We start from the raw sequence: 18,785 nt of genomic DNA, 5'->3' as shown, positions 1-18,785 counted from the left end.
AAAGTCGCTGATTCACGGGACCGGAATTCTTCGGCCGGTATTTCTAGGGCAGCCGGCATTCGGTGGTCAAGAGCCTTTTTCCCGTGACTTTCCGGCCACGGATCCGGCTCGCACAGTGGACGCGAACATGACGTCGTCCGTCGCCAAGCCGAGTGAGATGAGACAGCCGGATGTCCGCTGAGGAGCGCGTTCGTCTTCCCCTGACGGCCCCGCAGGCCGGCATATGGGTTGCCCAGCAGCTCGATCCAGAAAGCTGCGACTACCACATTGCCGAATACCTGGAGATTCATGGCGCGGTCGACGCCGGTCTGTTCCAGGAAGCCCTGCGCACCATGATCGCCGAGACCGATTTCCTGAACGTGCGTTTCGAGGAGGAGGACGGCCGGGTCTGGCAGGTCCCCGTGGAGAGGCCACCACTGGAGCTGGAGACGGTGGACGTCAGCGGGCACCCGGACCCGCGTGCCGCGGCGGAGGAACACATGCGGGCGACGCTCGCCCGGCCCACCGACCTCACCCGGGGCCCCTTCACCCGCTACCTGCTCTTCCGCGCCGGACCCGAGCGCTTCTTCTGGTTCCACGCCGCGCACCACATCGTCGCCGACGGCGTCGCCGGCGCCCGGATGAACCGCCGGGTCGCCGAGGCGTACACCGCCCTGGTGGACGGCTCCCCGCTCACGCCCACCGACGCCGCGCCCCTGCGCGAGATCGTGGACGAGGACCGCGCCTACCGTGAGTCCGAGCAGGGTGCGCGGGACCGCGCCTACTGGCTGGAGCGGATGACGGACCTGCCGGAGACCGTCGCCTTCGGCGGCCGGACCGGCCTGCCCCCCTCCGGCCGGGTGCTGCGCCTGCGCACCGACCTCGGACCCGAGACCGCCGAGGCCCTGCGGAGCACCGCCCGCCGCGCCCGCACCCGCTGGACCGTCGTCGTCCTTGCGGCGGCCGCCGCCTATCTGCACCGGATCGCCGGCGCCGAGGACGTGGTCCTCGGCATGCCCGTGACCGGGCGCGCCACCCCGGCCGCGCGCGGCACCTGCGGGGCGCTGTCCAACATCCTCCCGCTGCGGCTGACGGTCACCCCCGCCACCCGGTTCGACGACCTCGTACGACAGGCCTCGCAGGCCGTGCGGGAAGGGCTGCGGCACCAGCGCCACCCCGTCGACGAACTGAAGCGGGAACTCGCCCTCGGCGACACGGGCCGCAGACTGTGGGACGCGGCCGTCAACATCATGTCCTTCGACTACGACGTCACCTTCGCGGGAGCGCCCGCCACCGCCCACAACCTCGCCGTCGGACCGGTCGACTACCTCTCCCTCAATGTCTACGAGCGCGGCGACGGCACGATCGGCCTCCAGTTCGAGGTGGACTCCGCCCGCTGCGACCTCGACGAACTCGCCGCCCACCAGGACCGCTTCGTGGACTTCGTCACCCGCGTGGCCCGGGCCGACGAGGACACCACGGTCGGCGGGATCGACATCCTGTCCCCGTCCGACCTCCGCCTGCTGCTCGAGTACGGCGACGGCGGCACCGCACCCGTCGCCGAGGACCGTTGCCTGCACGAGCTGTTCGAGGAGCAGGCCCGGCGCACCCCGGACGCGGTCGCCGTCGTCTGCGCCGGCGAACAGGTCACCTACCGCGAGCTGGCGGCCCGGTCCGACGAGACCGCCCGGCGGCTGCGCCCGTTCGTCGCACCCGACCGGCCGGTCGGCGTCTGCGTCGACCGCTCCCCGGGGATGGTCACCGCGGTGCTGGCGGTCCTCAAGGCGGGCGGGTGCTACGTCCCCCTCGACCCCGGGCTGCCCCCGCGCCGACTGGAGTACCTCGTCCGGGACGCCGGAATCGACACCGTCGTGAGCGGTCCGGGACCGGCCGGCCGGCTGCCCGCCGCCGTGCGGAACGTGGTCCCCGTCGAACCCCCGTGCGACGGCGAGCCGGCGGACACGGTCGCGCACTCCGGGCACACCCCGTCCGCCGACGCCGCCGTCGGGCCCGGCAACGCCGCCTACACGCTCTACACCTCGGGCAGCACCGGACAGCCCAAGGGCGTGATCGCCAGCCATGGCGCCGCCGTCGCCTTCACCCTCCAGAACCTCGCCGCCTGCCGGGTCGGACCCGACGCGCGCTTCCTCGGCTTCGCCGCGCTCACCTTCGACGTGTCGGTGCTGGAGATCTTCGGCGCGCTGCTCAGCGGCGGCACCCTGGTGCTGGCCACCGACGAGGAGCGGCTGGACATCGACCGGCTCCAGGCCCTGATGGCCGATCAGGCGGTCACCGTCGCCGACCTGCCCACCGCACTGATGCCCCTGCTCGACCCCACGGCCCTGCCCGCGCTCACCTTCGTCTCCACCGGCGGCGAGGCCCCCTCCGGTGACGTCGTCGATCGCTGGGCGGCCCCCGGGCGCGAGGTCTGGAACACCTACGGCCCCACCGAGACCACGGTCGTGGTGGCCATGCACCGCTGCACCGCCCCCTCGGGAGGCACCGCCCCGCCGATCGGCCGGCCCACGGTCAACCACCGGCTCCACGTGGTCGACGCCCAGCTGCGTCCGGTGCCGCCCGGCACCCCCGGCGAACTGTGCGTCTCCGGCGCCGGTCTCGCGCGCGGCTACCTCGGCCGGCCCGGCCTGACGGCGGACCGGTTCGTCCCCGACCCCTGGTCCGCCGCACCCGGAACCCGCATGTACCGCACCGGCGACCTGGTCCGCTGGAACGACCGGGGGGAGCTGGAGTTCCTGGGCCGGATCGACCAGCAGGTGAAGATCAACGGCCACCGGATCGAACTGGGCGAGATCGAGGCCGAGTTGATCAGACACCCGTCCGTGGCGCAGGCCGCCGTCCTGGTCCAGGAGACGGCGGCCGGTGTGAAACGGCTCGTCGCCCATGTGGTCGGTGGCACCGGCACCGAGCCCGTACCCGCCGTGCTCCAGGCCCATCTCGCCGAGGCGTTGCCCCGGTACATGGTTCCGCACAGCTATGTGGTCCGGGCGAGCCTGCCCCTGACCACCAGCGGGAAGCTGGACCGCAGGGCGCTCGCCGAGACGGCCGCGGCACCCACGCCGGACACCACCTCCTCCACCGCCCCCGCCCAGGCCCCCCGCTCCGCCGCGGAGGAGGCGCTGTGCGCCCTGTTCGCCCAGGTACTGGGCCGGGAGTCCGTCGGCGCCGACGAGGCGTTCTTCGAACTCGGCGGTGACAGCATCACCGCGCTGACCCTGGTGAGCCGGGCGCGGGCGGCCGGTCTGACGTTGACCCTGCGCGACGTCTTCAGCCATCGCACGCCTGCCGCCCTGGCCCGGGAGACCGCCCGGACGCCGACTCCCGCACCTCCGCCCCCCGCCTTCGGCGACCCCGTCGCCCGCGACGCCGCTCCTGCCGCTCCCGCCTCCGTCGGACCCGAGGTCCCCCTCACCCCGATCATGCGCTGGCTCCTGGACGGCCCCGGTCCGGTCGACCGGTTCAGCCAGTCGGTGCTGCTCCAGACCCCCGCCGACGCCGACCCGGAGCGCCTCGCGACCGTCCTGCGGGCGCTGGTCGACCACCACGACATGCTGCGCCTGCGCACCGGGCCGACCCCGGATTCCCGTCCCGCCTGCCGTATCGCGCCCGCGCCTTCGGCGGCGGCCCACCTCACCCGCGTCGACCTGTCCGGCCTCGACGACGACGCCCGCCGCGCGGCCGTCGCCCGGGAGACCGAGGCCGCCCCCGGACGCCTGGACCCGGCCGCCGGCACCGTGCTCCAGGCGGTCTGGTTCGACCACGGCCGCGACCGGCCGGGCCGCCTCCTGCTCTGCCTGCACCACCTGGTCGTCGACGGCGTCTCCTGGCGGGTCCTGCTCGCCGACCTGGCCGAGGCATGGTCCGCGGTGTCCGCCGGCGAGCCGGTCCGCCTCCAGCCGGTCGGGACCTCCTTCCCCGACTGGGCCCGGCAGCTGTCCGCACGGGCCCAGGACCCGTCCGTCACCGCCGACCTGCCGCGCTGGCGCGACATCCTCGCCCCCACGGAGGCCACGGCCCCCGTGGCACCCGGTCCGGCCCCCGTCCCCCTCACCGACCGCGTCCCCGACCCCGCACGCGACACGGCGGCCACCGCGCGCAGCCTGACCGTGACTCTCCCCACCGACGTGGTCCGCCCCCTGCTGACCACCGTCCCCGCCGCCCTGAGCACCCGCCCCGACACGTTGATGCTCGCCGCTCTCGCCCTGGCCGCCCACCGCCGGCAGCACGACGCCGACGGCACGGCACCCGCCTCCCTCCTGGTGGACCTCGAGGGCCACGGCCGCGACGCGGACCCCACCGGCGCGCTCGACGTCTCCCGCACCGTCGGCTGGTTCACCACCCAGTACCCGGCCCGGATCGGCCTGCGGGGACTCGACCTGGCCGCCGCCTGGCGGGGCGGCCGGGCCGCGCTGACGGACCTGGCCCGGCGGGTGCGCGACGACCTCGCGTCCCTCCCGGAACCCGCCGGCTACGGCCTGCTGCGCCATCTGAACCCGGACGCCCGCGCCGAACTCGCCGCCCTGCCGCAGCCGTCCGTCCTCTTCAACTACCTCGGCCGGTTCCCCGCCGCCGAAGCGGGTCCGTGGACCCCGGCGCCCGAGAGCGGTGCCCTGCGGGCCGACACCTCGCCGGAGATGCCGGCCGAACACTGCCTCCAGATCGACGTCCTGGTGCGCGAGGACTCCGGCTCCGCCGAACTGACCGCTGTCTGGACCTGGCCGGGGGCGCTGCTCTCCGAGGTGGAGGCGGCCGCCCTCGCCGACGACTGGGCCCACGCCCTGCGCCTGCTGGCAGCCCAGGACCCGGCCCAGCCTCAAGCGGAGCCCCAAGCCCCCGCCCACGCGGCCCCGGCGCCCCGGCTCACCCCGGACGCCTGCCCCCTCGTCCGGCTCGACCGGATCCGGCTGGACCGGCTCATGGACGCCCACCCCGGACTGACCGAGGTACTGCCGCTCTCGCCGCTCCAGGAAGGCCTGTTCTTCCACGCCTCCTACGACGAGCGGAGCGTCGACGCCTACACGGGCCAGCTCGTCCTGGATCTGCGGGGCCCGCTGGACCTCCCGGCTCTGCGGGAGTCACTGCGCACCCTGCTGCGCCGCCACGACGCCCTGCGGGCGGGATTCACCGATCACGGTCTGACCGAGCCCGTGCAGATCGTGCTGGCCGAGGCGGACGCCCCGCTGGACCTGACGGACCTCTCCGGTCTCGGCGACGACGCACGCCGCGAGGCCCTGGAACGGCTGCTGGCCGAGGACCGGCTGCGCCGCTTCGACCTCGCCCGGCCGCCCCTGGTGCGCTTCACTCTCGTACGGCTCGGCGAGACGGAACACCGGCTGGTGATGACCAACCACCACATCCTCTGGGACGGCTGGTCGGCCGCGGTGCTGCTGAAGGAACTCCTCGCCGGATACGCCTCGCGAGCCGGGCACGCGCCGTGGACGCCGGAGCCGGCCGCGCCCTTCCGCTCGTACCTGGACTGGCATGCCCGCCAGGACCGCGCCGCCGCGGCCACCGCCTGGCGGCGAGCCCTGGCCGGCCTGGAGGAGCCCACCCTGCTCGGCGGCACCGGACTCCACCGGGTCGACGCCCTGCCAGAACGTACCGTCGTCGAACTGGGCAGCGACCTGACCGCGCGCCTGACCGCCCGCGCCCGGTCCGCCGGAGTGACCCTCAGCAGCGTGGTCCAGGGCTGCTGGGCGATCCTGCTCGGCCGGTTCACCGGCCGCGACGACGTGGTCTTCGGCGGAACGGTCTCCGGACGCACCCCCGAACTCCCGGGCATCGAGAACATGGTCGGCCTGCTGATCAACACCCTCCCGGTCCGGTTCCGGATCCGGGAGGACGAGCCGCTGATCGATGCCCTGGCACGGTTCCAGGACGACCAGATCCCGCTGCTCGACCACCAGCACCTCGGCCTCGCCGAGATCCAGCGCGACAGCGGACTCGGCACCCTCTTCGACACGGCCGTGGCCTTCGAGAACTACCCGGTCGACGAGGAGACGCTCAGCGCAGCGGCCGCCGGGCTCCGGCTCGCCGGAGTCCTCGGCACGGACGCCACGCACTACACCGTCAACCTCGTCGTCCTCCCGGGCGAACGGCTGTGCCTCAACCTCGACCACCGGCCCGACATGCTCGACCGGGCCACCGCCCGCGGCATGGCCGACGCCCTGCGACGCCTGCTCACCGCGGCCGCCGAGCAGCCGACGCTCCCGGTGGGGGAGGTGGAGCTGCTGTCCGACGAGGAGCGGCACCGCGTCCTCGAGGAGTGGAACGACACCGCCCACCCCGTGCCCGAGGGCACCCTGGTGGACCTCTTCGAGCGGCAGGCGGCCAGGGGCCCGCACCGTGCCGCCACCGTCTTCGAGGAGGAGACCCTCACCTACCGGGAGCTGGACGCCCGCGCGGACCGGCTGGCCGAGCGCCTGCGGGCCCGGGGCGCCGGACCGGAGGGCGTCGTCGCCGTGGCCCTGCACCGGTCGACCGAGATGGTCGTCGCGCTGCTGGCCGTCCTGAAGTCGGGCGCCGCCTATCTCCCGGTGGACCCGGGCCTGCCCGCCGACCGCGTGGCGTACATCCTGGGCGATGCCGCCCCCGCCCTGGTGATCACCACGGCCGCCACGGCCGCCGTACTGCCGGACGATCCGGCGGTGCCCCGCCTGTTGCTCGACGCCGTGGACCCCATGGAACCCTCGGGCACCACGGACACCACGGACACCACGGACACCACGGACGACCCGGCGGCGACGCCGGCCGGCCCCGCCCGCCCGACCGGCTCCAGTCCTGCCTACGTCATCTACACCTCGGGCTCCACCGGCCGCCCCAAGGGGGTCGTGGTGGCGCACGACGCCATCGTCAACCGCCTGGCCTGGATGCAGGCCGCGTACCGGCTGGACGAAACCGACCGGGTGCTCCAGAAGACGCCCTTCGGCTTCGACGTCTCCGTCTGGGAGTTCTTCTGGCCGCTGCTGGAGGGCGCCACACTCGTGATGGCCCGGCCGGACGGGCACAAGGACCCCGTCTACCTGGCGCGCACCATCCAGGAACGGCGGATCACCACCGTCCACTTCGTGCCGTCGATGCTCGCGGCCTTCCTGGAGGAGCCGGCGGCGGCCGGCTGCCGTTCGCTGCGCCGGGTGGTGTGCAGCGGCGAGGCGCTGTCCGAGCAGGTGCAGAACCGCTTCCACGACGTGCTCGGCGTACCGCTGCACAACCTCTACGGCCCGACCGAGGCCGCCGTCGACGTGACCTTCTGGGAGTGCCGTCCCGGCCCCGGCCCCGTCCCCATCGGCCGGCCCATCTGGAACACCCGTCTGTACGTCCTCGACGCGGCGCTGCGGCCCGTGCCGGTGGGGGTCCCCGGCGAGCTGTATCTCGCCGGGGCGGGTCTGGCCCGCGGGTATCTGGGCCGTCCCGCGCTCACCGCGGAACGCTTCCCGGCCGACCCGTTCGGCACGCCCGGCGCCCGGATGTACCGCACCGGGGACCTCGCCCGATGGCGTCCCGACGGTGCGGTGGAGTACCTGGGCCGCACCGACGACCAGGTCAAGATCCACGGGTTCCGCATCGAACTCGGCGAGATCGACGCCGTCCTGGCGCGGGTGCCCGGGATCGCCCGCAGCGCGGTGATCGTCCGGGAGGACGGTCCGGGGGAGCGGAGGCTGGTCGGCTACGCCGTACCCGAACCCGGTGCCCCGTGCGATCCGGACGACGTACGCGCGGCCCTGGCCCGCACGCTGCCCGAGTACATGGTCCCGGCCGTGGTCGTCGTCGACGATCTGCCGCTCACGCCCAACGGCAAACTCGACCGCCGGGCGCTGCCCGCCCCCGCCGCCCCCGCAGGCCGGTACGCGCCGCCCGAGAACGAGACCGAGGAACTCGTCGCGGACGTCTGGGCCGAGGTCCTGGACGTCCCCCTGATCGGACGCCACGACAGCTTCTTCGACCTGGGCGGTCACTCGCTCGGCGCCACCCGGGTGATGGCCAGGCTCCGGCACTCCCTGGGCCTGGAACTGCCCCTGCACACCCTGTTCGACCACCCCACCGTCGCCGGGCTGGCCGGTGCCGTGGAGGAGGCGCTGCTGGCGGAACTCATCGAGGCCGGCAGCGAGCGCCCGCACACCCACCAGGGAGGGATCGCGTGACCATCGAGGACAGCAGAGCGGTCGGCACGACCACGGACGCACACCGTGTCACGGCCCCCCGCGACACGGCCCCCGGCCCCCGGCCCGCGGACCCCCGCGAGACGGCCACGGATTCCTACCGGCCCGCGGACGCCCGCGACACGGCCACGGACCCTCGCACCGAGGCCTCCCACGACACGGCCACGAGCAGTACCCGGCCCGCGGCCCCGCGTGACACGGTCACGGACCCGCGGCTCACCGCCGCCCGTGACCTGCTGCGGCGCCGCGTCCGTGCCGCCCGCGACCGGGGGACCACCGGACCGGCCGCCGCCATCCCCCCGGCCACGGGCGACCCCGTCGCCTCCTTCGCCCAGGAACGCCTCTGGCTGAGCGACCGCATCCTCGGCGACACGGCGGGCTATGTGGTGCCCGAACTGCTGCGGCTGCGCGGCCCGTTGGACACCGACCGGCTGCGGCACGCGCTGACCGCCGTGGTCCGGCGCCACGAGCCGCTGCGCACGGTCTTCGAGGAGCACGACGGCACACCCCGCCCCGTGGTCCTGCCACCCGGCGAGGTGCCCCTGCCCGTCCGCGACCTGACCGGCGCGGACGCAGGCGACCGTGAAGGACAGGCCCTCGAACTGGCCGTGGCCGAGGCCCGCAGGCCCTTCGACCTGGCGACCGGCCCGCTGGTGCGGGCACTGCTCGTGCGGCTCGCCGACGACGACCATCTCTTCCTGCTGGCGGTCCATCACATCGCCACCGACGGATGGTCGATGGCCCTGCTGTGGAAGGAACTCGGCGCCGCCTACCGGGACTCGACGTCCGGTACCGGGGAACGGCAGGCCGGACCGCCGGTGGCCTACCAGGACTGGGCCCACTGGCAGCGCCGGCGCTTCGAGCACGGCGAGCTGGACGGCTCCCTGCGGCACTGGGAGGAACGGCTGAGCGGTCTCACCCCGCTGGAGCTGCCCACCGACCGGCCGCGCCCGGCCGCCCGCAGCGGCCGGGGACAGGCCGTGGAGTTCACCCTTCCGGCCGCGCTCACCGACCGGCTGCGGAGCCTGGCGCGCGCCGGGGACGCCACGGTCTTCATGGCGCTGGTGGCCGGATTCAAGGCGCTGCTGGCCCGCTGGAGCGGCGGAACCGACGTGGCTCTCGGCACACCGGTGGCCGGCCGGGACCGGATGGAACTGGAGCCGCTGATCGGCTTCTTCGTCAACACCGTGGTGCTGCGCACCGAGATCCCCGCCGATCTGACGTTCCGGGCCCTCCTGGAACGGGTACGCCGGATCACCGTCGAGGCCTACGACCACCAGGAGGTGCCGTTCGACCGGCTCGTGCGGCGGCTCAGCCCCGAGCGGGTGCTCGATCGCAACCCGCTGGTCCAGGTCATGTTCGCCGCGGCCCAGGACGAGACCGGCGGATTCGAGCTGCCCGGCGTCCGGGCGGAGGCGGTCCGCGCCGACTTCGGCGGGGCCCAGTTCGACCTGAACATGTTCGTCACCGAGCGCCCGGACCACTGCGCGGGCACGCTGGTCTTCGACACCGACCTGTTCGACCCCGCGACCGCGCGGCGTCTGGTCGCCCACTACCGGCGGCTGCTGGAGAGCGCCACGCGGGACCCCGACCGGCCGTTGGGCGAACTGGAGCTGCTCGGCCCCGACGAACGGCGGGAACTGGAGCGGTGGCAGGGCCCCGAGCGGGAGCTGCCCGCGCGGACCCTGCCCGAACTCTTCGCCCGCCAGGCTGGGCGGACCCCCGACGCGGTGGCCGTGGCCTGCGGTGACACCACCCTCACCTACGCCGAACTCGACGCGCGCGCCGACCGGCTCGCGCGCCGGCTCACGGCGGCCGGAGTGGGCCCGGAGAGCCCCGTCGGCCTGCTGATGGAACGCTCCGCCGATCTGGTGACGGCCGTCCTCGCCGTGCTGAAGGCGGGCGGCTGCTATGTGCCGCTGAACGACCGCCACCCGGCGGAACGCTCGCACGGGATGCTGGAGCGGGCCGGTGCCGTCCTCCTGCTCGCCGACCCGGCCACACTGGCCCGTCCCGCCGTCACCGAGGCCCCCGTACCGGTGCTGGACGCCACCGAGAACCCCCCGGTGGCCGCCGGCGCCGACCCCCGGCCCCCGCGAAGCCCCGACCAGGCCGCCTACATCATGTACACCTCCGGTTCCACCGGCGAGCCGAAGGGCATCGTCGTGACCCACGGCAGTGTCGCGGCCCTCGCCCTGGACCAGGGATGGGGAGACGCCCACCGGCGGGTGCTGGCGCACTCACCGCACTCCTTCGACGCCTCCACCTACGAGCTGTGGGTACCGCTGCTGTCCGGCGGCCGGATCGTGATGGCCCCGCCCGGACAGCTCGACACCGCGACCCTCGGACGCCTCGTCACCGAACACGGGGTGACGGCCCTGTTCCTGACCACCGCGCTGTTCAACCTGGTGGCCGAGGAGTGCCCGGAGATCCTGTCCGGGGTGCGCGAGGTGTGGACCGGCGGCGAGGCCGCCTCGGCCACCGCCTTCCGGCGGGCCCGCGCCGCCGCCCCGGACACCGTCCTCACCAATGCCTACGGCCCCACCGAGACCACCACCTTCGCCACCCGCCACCGGTATGCCCCGGCGGCCCCGGACGAGCCCCGGATACCGATCGGCACCCCGCTGGACAACACCCGCCTGTACGTCCTGGACGACGGGCTGCGCCAGGTGCCGGTCGGTGTCCCCGGGGAGCTGTTCATCGGCGGCAGCGGCCTCGCTCGCGGCTACCTGGGCCGGCCCGCGCACACCGCCGAACGGTTCCTCCCCGACCCGTTCGGCGCGCCCGGCACCCGGATGTACCGCACCGGGGACCTCGCGCGATGGCGCGCCGACGGCACCGTCGAGTACCTCGGACGGGCCGACACCCAGGTGAAGGTCCGGGGGTTCCGCATCGAACCCGGCGAGATCGAGGCCGCCCTGGAACGCTGCCCCGGCGTCGACCGGGCCGCGGTGGTCCTGCGCGAGGACCCGCCAGGACAGCGTCGCCTCGTCGCCTACGCCGTCCCCGCGCCCGGCGCCGCCCCGCCGCCCCCCGGCGACCTGCGCCGCGCCCTCGCCGCCCGGCTGCCCGACTACATGCTGCCCGCCGCCTTCGTGGTCCTGCCCGAGCTGCCCCTCACCGTCAACGGAAAGCTCGACCGGCGTGCGCTCCCGGCGCCGCCGGACGACACACCGGGCCCGCACACCGCCCCGGCCACGGACACCGAGCGGGCCGCCGCCGCCGTCTGGACGGAGGTGCTCGGCACCGGCCGTGTCGGCCGCGACGACGACTTCTTCGCCCTCGGCGGCCACTCCCTGCGGGCCACCCGCGTGGTGTCCCGGCTCGGCGGGCGACTGGGCACCGAGATCCCCCTGCGGACCCTGTTCGAACACCCCGTCCTGCGCGCGTTCGCCGCCGCCGTCGACACCCTCGCGGCACCCGCTGCCCAGGACACCGTCGCCCGCCGCCCCCATAGCCCGACCGCGCCGCTGTCGTACGCCCAGCGGCGGCTGTGGTTCCTCGACCAGCTGGAGCCGGGGCGGCCCGACTACAACATCCCCGTCGTGGTCCGACTCGACGGCCCGCTGGACGCGGCGGCCCTCGCCGACGCCCTCGGCGGGGTGGCCGACCGCCACGAGGTGCTGCGGTCGCGCATCCGCGTCGACGGCGGACGCCCGGTCCAGATCGCCGAACCCGGGGAGGTCCTCACCACCGAGCTGACCGACCTCTCCGCGCTCCCCGCGGACCGGGCCGAGGCACAGGCGCTCGACCTGGCCCGCGCCGACGCGACCACTCCCTTCACACTCGACCGCGCACCCCTGCTACGGGCCCGGATCGTCCGGATCACCGAGGACGCGCATCTGCTGGTCCTGGTGCTCCACCACACGGTCGGCGACGGCTGGTCGCTGCCCGTCCTGTGGCGGGAACTGTCCGCCGGCTACGCGGCCCGGCTCCGCGGCACCACCCCCGACCTGCCCGAACTCCCCATCCAGTACGCCGACTTCGCCCACTGGCAGCAGCAGCGGATGGACGCGGACGGCTTCGCCGGAGAACTGGCGCACTGGGGCACGGCGCTCGCCGGGACCACCCCGCTGGAGCTGCCGACCGACCGGCCCCGCCCACGCGTGCGCTCCGGTGCCGGCGACACGCTCACCTTCCACCTGCCCGCCGACCTGCGCGACCGGCTCACCGCACTCGGACAGGAGCACGGCGGCACCCTCTTCATGGTGCTGCTGACCGGCTTCAAGGCGCTGCTGGCCCGCTGGAGCGGCCAGACCGACGTCGCGGTGGGGACCCCCATCGCGGGCCGTGGCCGGGTCGAACTGGAGCCGCTGATCGGCTTCTTCGTCAACACCCTCGTCCTGCGCTCCGACCTCACCGGCGACCCCGCCTTCCAGGACCTGCTGGCCCGGGTCAGGGACACCGCCCTGGCCGCCTACGACCACCAGGAACTCCCCTTCGACCGGCTGGTCGAGGAGCTGCGCCCGGACCGCGACCCCGGCCGCAACCCGCTCTTCGACGTCCTCTTCCAGCTCCACCCGGAGCAACTGGACTCGCTGCCCCTGGACGGCGTGTCGGTGCGGGTCGTGGACGTGGACAACGGCACCGCCAAATTCGACCTCAGCCTCGCCGTCACCGAACTGCCGGACGGACTGCTCGGCACCCTCCAGTACGCCACCGACCTCTTCGACCGCGCCACCGTGGAGCGTTTCGCCGAGCACTACGTACGACTGCTGCGCAGCGCCCTGGCCGATCCCGCACGCCCGCTGTCCCGCCTGGAACTGCTCACCGAGGGGGAGCGGCGGGAGCTGTACGCCCGGCCCGCGGCTCCCGCGCCGGCCGTGCCGTGTCTGCACCGGCTGGTCGAGGAGCAGGCGCGTCGCACTCCCGACGCCATCGCCGTGACCTGCGGATCCGTCCACCTCACCTACGCCGAGCTGGACCGCGGCGCCAACCGGCTGGCCCACTTCCTGCGCGCACGCGGAGCGGGCCGCGGCGCCACCGTCGCGGTGCTGCTTCCGCGCTCCGCGGAGACGGTCGTGGCCGTGCTCGCGGTTCTCAAGGCGGGCGCCGCCTTCGTCCCGGTGGATCCGGCCCACCCCACCGAGCGGATCAGGACCGTCCTCGACGACAGCGGGGCCGCACTGGTTCTCGTCCGGGGCGCCCACGGCGCCGTACCGGAGACCGCGTCGGTGCTCGACCTCGACGCGGAGCGGGCCCGTATCGGGGCGCAGCCCGACGACGGCCCGCGCCCGCCCGTCGGCCCGGACGACCTCGCCTATGTCCTGTACACCTCCGGCTCCACCGGCCGGCCCAAGGGCGTGGCCGTCCGGCACGGCGGCATCACCGGCTATCTGGCCGCCCTCACCGGCACCTTCGCCCTGGACGAACGGGACGTGGTCCTCGCCCGTACGGCACTCACCTTCGACCCCGCCGTCCGTGATCTGTTCGCCCCGCTGAGCACCGGCGGACGCGTGGTCGTCGCCTCCGACGACCAGGCCGCCGACCCCGAGGCGCTGCTCGCCCTGATGGAGGAGCAGCGGGTCACGGCGGTCCTGTCCGTCGTACCGTCGATGCTCGGTGAACTCGCCGCCGCCGCGTCCGTTCCGTCACGCGCGCCGCTGCGGCTCGTCATGACCACCGGCGAGGCGCTCACCGCGGGCTGCGCCCGTGAGGTCCGCCGCCTCGGCGACGGCATCCGGCTGGTCAACCAGTACGGGCCCACGGAGTGCACCAACACCTCCACCTATCACGTCGTCACCGACGCGGACATCGACGACGGCCGCATCCCCATCGGCCGCCCGCTGCCCGGCGTGCGCTGCCTGGTCCTCGGCGAGCGCCTCGAACCGCTGCCGACCGGGGCGGTCGGTGAACTCTTCATCGCCGGGCCCGGCGTGGCCCGCGGCTACCTCGGCGACCCGGCCCGCACCGCCACCGCCTATCTGCCCGATCCCTACGGTCCCGCCGGCAGCCGTATGTACCGGACCGGTGACCTGGTGCGCCGCCGCGCGGACGGCACCCTCGAGTTCCACGGCCGGCGCGACAACCAGGTGAAGGTCCGCGGCCACCGCATCGAACTCGGCGAGGTGGAGGCGGCCCTGCTCCGCCACCCCGACGTGGCCCGTGCCGTCGTGACGGCCCACGGACAGGGCGCCGACCGGGAACTTGTCGGGTACGTCGTCCGCCGCGCCCGGAGCGAACGCGTAGGGGGAGAACGGGCCGGGGGCGACCACGGCGAACCGCTCGATCTGCTGCGCGCCACCCTCCCCGCCGCCATGGTGCCCGCCGTCCTCGTCGAACTGGACGCCCTGCCGCAGCTGCCCAACGGCAAGGTGAACCGCTCCGCCCTGCCCGCGCCGGACGGGGAGCGCCGCCACCGCGCGTACACCGCCCCGCGCACCGAGGCGGAGCGTGCCGTGGCCGCCGTCTGGGCCGAGGTGCTCGGCGGCGCGCAGGTCGGGGCGCACGACCACTTCTTCGAACTCGGCGGCCACTCCCTGCGCGCCGCCCGTATGGTGTCCCGGCTGCGCGAGGTGCTGGGCCGCGAGATCCCCCTGCGCCTGCTGTTCCAGCACCCGGTGCTGGCGGACTTCGCCCGCTCCCTGGGCGACGCCGGCCGGGCCGAGGCCGGGATCCCGCTGCTGCCCGAGGGCCCGGCACCGCTGTCCTTCGGGCAGCAGCGGCTGTGGCTGCTGGATCAGCTCCAGCCGGGGCGCCCCGACTACAACATGCCCGCCGCCGTACGGTTCACCGGGCCGCTGGACCGGGACGCCGCGCTCGCCGCCCTGCGCGAGGTCGTCGAGCGGCACACGGTGCTGCGGTCCCGGATCGTCCTCGGCCCCGACGGCCCCCGCCAGCGGACCGAGCCGGCCACCGTGTTCGTCCCCGAGACGACGGACCTGTCGCACCTGGACCCGGAGGCGGCCGAGAACCGTGCCCGGGAACTGGCCGAGGCCGACGCCGCCCGCCCGTTCGACCTCGCGACGGCACCGCTGCTGCGGGCCCGGCTGGTCCGGCTCGCGGCCGAGGAACACCTGCTGGTCGTGGTCGTCCACCATCTCGCCTTCGACGGCTGGTCGGTCGGGGTGTTCTGGGCGGAGTTCCACGCCGCCTACCGTGCGGCGACCGGCGGGGACCCGGCCCCGGCCCCGCCGCCCCTCGGCTACCGGGACTTCGCGGCCTGGCAGCGCGAACGGCTCACCGGCGCCCTGCTGGACGGACAACTCGCGCACTGGCGCGAGCGGCTCGCCGCGACCACCCCGCTGGAGCTGCCCGCCGACCACCCCCGGCCGGCGGCGCCCTCGGGCCGCGGCGACCACGTCGACTTCACCCTGCCCCCCGCCCTGGTGGCCAGCCTGCGTGCCCTCGGGCAGCGGCAGGACGCGACCCTGTTCATGGTGCTGCTGGCCGGGTTCCAGGCGCTGCTGGCCCGCTACTCGGGCGGCACGGACATCGCCGTCGGGGCGCCGATCGCCGGCCGCGACCGAGCCGAACTGGAGTCTCTGATCGGCTTCTTCGTCAACACGCTGGTCCTGCGCACCGACCTCTCCGGTGATCCGTCCTTCGAGGAACTCGTGGCGCGGGCCCGGGAGACGGCCCTCGAGGCCTACGCCCACCAGGACGTCCCGTTCGAACGGCTCGTGGAGGAGGTGCAGCCGGAGCGCGACCTCAGCCGCCACCCCCTGTTCCAGGTCATGCTCGTCCTCAACGACGAGACCGAGGAACCGCCCGCACTCCCCGGCCTGGCGGCGCGACCCGTGGCGCTCAGCAACGGCGGCTCCAAGTTCGACCTGTCCCTGTACCTGACGGAGGACGCCGACGGCCTGCACGGCCACGCCGTGTTCGCCACGGACCTCTTCGAACGGGGAACGGTCCGGCGGATGACACGCTCCTTCGCGCGGCTGCTGGAGGCCGCCGTCGCCGGGCCCGGCCGCCCCTTCGGCGACCTGGACCTGCTCGACCCGGCCGAACGCGAGGAGCCGGCGCACGGCGCGAACGCCACGGACGTCCCCGTACCGGTCACCACCGTGCACGCCCTGATCGCCCGTCAGGCGGCCCGCACCCCCAAGGCGGTGGCGGTCCGCGACGAGCGGCGCGCCCTCACCTACGCCGAACTGGACGAGCGGGCCGAACGGCTGGCCGGCGCACTGCGCTCGCGCGGTGTCGGGCCGGAGTCCGTGGTGGCCGTCCGCGTGGAGCGCTCGACGGACCTTCCGGTGTCCCTGCTGGGCGTCCTCAAGGCGGGAGCGGCGTACGTTCCCGTCGACTCCGCCTACCCGCGCGAACGGATCGAGCTGATGCTGGCCGACAGCGGCGCGCCCGTCCTGCTGACCGGCGGGGACGACGACGAGGACGGCGTACGGCCGCCCGCCGGGGTGCGGACCCTGCGGGTGGAGGAGGCGGTGACGGAGCCCTCGCGACCGTACGACGGTCCGCCCGAGGCGACTCCCGACGGGCTCGCCTACGTCATCTACACCTCCGGCTCCACCGGCCGGCCCAAGGGCGTCATGGTGCCCCACCGGGGCGTCGTCAACTTCGCCCTCGACATGGCCGACCGGCTGGAGATCACCGAAGGGGACGTCGTCGCCGCGGTCACCACCGCCTCCTTCGACATCGCCGTCATGGAACTCCTGGTGCCACTGATCCGAGGGGCGACCGTCCACATCGTGCCCAGGAACACCGCCCGCGACGGCGACCGGCTCGCCAAGGAACTGGACCGGGCCGGTGCCACCCTCGTCCAGGCCACGCCGGCCACCTGGCACCTGCTCTTGCAGGCCGGCTGGCGCAACCCGCTCGTCAGGGCGCTCTGCGGCGGCGAGGCACTCCCTCCCGTCCTCGCCGAACGGCTGCGCGCCGCCGTGGGCAGCGTATGGAACGTCTACGGGCCCACCGAGACCACCATCTGGTCCACCGCCCACCGGCTCGGCGGCGAGGCCCCGGGCCGCCCCGTGCCGATCGGCCGTCCCCTCGCCAACACCCGCACGCACGTCCTGGACGACCGGCTGCGCCCGCTGCCCACCGGGGTCTACGGCGAGCTGTACATCGCCGGCGACGGTGTGGTGCGCGGCTATGCCGGACGCCCCGCACTCACCGCCGAGCGCTTCCTGCCCGACCCGTTCGCGGCCCGCGGCGGCAGGATGTACCGCACCGGCGACCTGGTCCGCCGGCTGCCCGACGGCAGCCTGGAGTACCGGGGCCGGGAGGACGGCCAGGTCAAGGTGCGCGGCCACCGCATCGAACTCGGCGAGATCGAGACCGCGATGACCCGCCGGCCCGAGGTCGCCGAGGCGGCCGTCGCGGTACGCGGCACCGGAGTGGACGCGATCCTGGTCGGTTACGTCGTGTGGCAGCACCCGACCGGGAGCCCGATGGCTCTCGGCGAGGCGCTCCGGGAGAGCCTGCCGGACTTCATGGTGCCGTCCGTGCTGGTGGAACTGGACGCGCTGCCGCTCACCCCGAACGGCAAGCTCGACCGCAAGGCGCTCCCCGAGGTCGACCCGGCCCGCGCGCGGCAGGACCTGCTGCTGCCCCGGGACGCCCTCGAACTGCGCATGGCCCGCCTCTGGGAAGAGGTGCTCGACGTCCGGCCCCTGGGCGTACGGGACGACTTCTTCGCGCTGGGCGGCCACTCCCTGAAGGCGTTCGAACTGATCGCCGCGGTCCGCCGGGAGCTGGGCGTCGAACTGCCCCTTAACCTGGTCTTCCGCAAGCCCACCGTGGAGCTGCTCTGCGAGGCCCTGCCGGACGCCGGCGGCACCGCCGCCCGGCTGGTGGTGCCCCTGGCCGACGGCGACCCGCTGCGGCCCCCGCTGTTCCTGATCCACCCGCGCGGCGGCGACGCCTGCTGCTACCTGCCGCTCGCCGGCGCCCTCGGCGGCGACCGGCGGGTGTACGGCATCGAGGCCGTCGGCCACAACACCGACGAGGCCCCGCTGCGCCGGGTCGAGGACATGGCGGAGCGATACCTGGCGGAGATCCGACGGATCGCGCCGCACGGCCCGTACCTGATCGCCGGCTGGTCCTTCGGCGGTACGGTGGGCCACGAGATCGCCCTCCGGCTGGAGGCGGCCGGCGAGACGGTCGCCTTCCTCGGCGCCGTCGACACCGCGGCCCCCGGCCGGGAACCGCACCGGCCCGACGCCGACGGCCGGCCCGACCTCGTCCGCCACGGCGTCGCGGCCGGCCTGGACCCCCGGGAGATCCAGGAGCTGGACGAGGACTCCCTCCTCGCGGCCCTGGTCCACCGCGGCCACGAGCAGGGCAGCCTGCCCCGCCGGGCCCACACCGACGCCCTGCGGCGCATGCTGCGCGTCGCGGACGCCAACGGCGAGGCGGCCGCGGCCTACCGCCCGAAGGCCGTGCTGCGCGCCGACGTCCGGCTGTTCACCGTCACCGAACGGCACCCGCAGCTGGACACCCCGCTCGTCGACCCCGGTGCCTGGACCCCGTACACCCGCGGGCGGGTCCACACGGTCCCCGTGCCCGGCAACCATCACACCCTGCTCGACGCCCCTCACGGGGGCGTCCTCGCGGAGCGGCTGTCCGCCGCGCTGGAGCAGACGGTCTCCCCGTGAACGCGGTGGCCGGCCCGCCGTGCGGGCCGGCCACCGGGAACCTCCCACCCAGAACCGGCACATCCAACGAAGG

General features: G+C 74.7%; 2 protein-coding genes. Both read left to right on the top strand.

Annotation, left to right across the window (positions count from 1 at the left end):
- Window positions 1–170: 170 nt before the first annotated feature.
- Window positions 171–8,138 carry a non-ribosomal peptide synthetase gene (locus IE275_RS10290; RefSeq protein WP_189710040.1) on the top strand — a complete coding sequence of 2,656 codons (7,968 nt, stop codon included), beginning with the start codon at window positions 171–173 and terminating at the stop codon, window positions 8,136–8,138.
- Complete coding sequence (locus IE275_RS10285; RefSeq protein ID WP_189710038.1) at window positions 8,135–18,712, top strand: non-ribosomal peptide synthetase; 10,578 nt, start codon at window positions 8,135–8,137, stop codon at window positions 18,710–18,712. The genes IE275_RS10290 and IE275_RS10285 overlap by 4 nt, the downstream gene beginning before the upstream one ends.
- The last annotated feature ends 73 nt before the right edge of the window (window positions 18,713–18,785 follow it).

Origin of the sequence: Streptomyces phaeofaciens (assembly GCF_014648915.1) — a bacterium.
Classification (GTDB): Bacteria; Actinomycetota; Actinomycetes; order Streptomycetales; family Streptomycetaceae; genus Streptomyces; species Streptomyces phaeofaciens.
This window is presented reverse-complemented; position numbering and strand designations above follow the sequence as displayed.

Coding starts and splice junctions, on each gene's coding strand:
- IE275_RS10290 (WP_189710040.1), top strand. CDS start 171: ATGTCCGCTGAGGAGCGCGTTCGTCTTCCCCTGACGGCCCCGCAGGCC.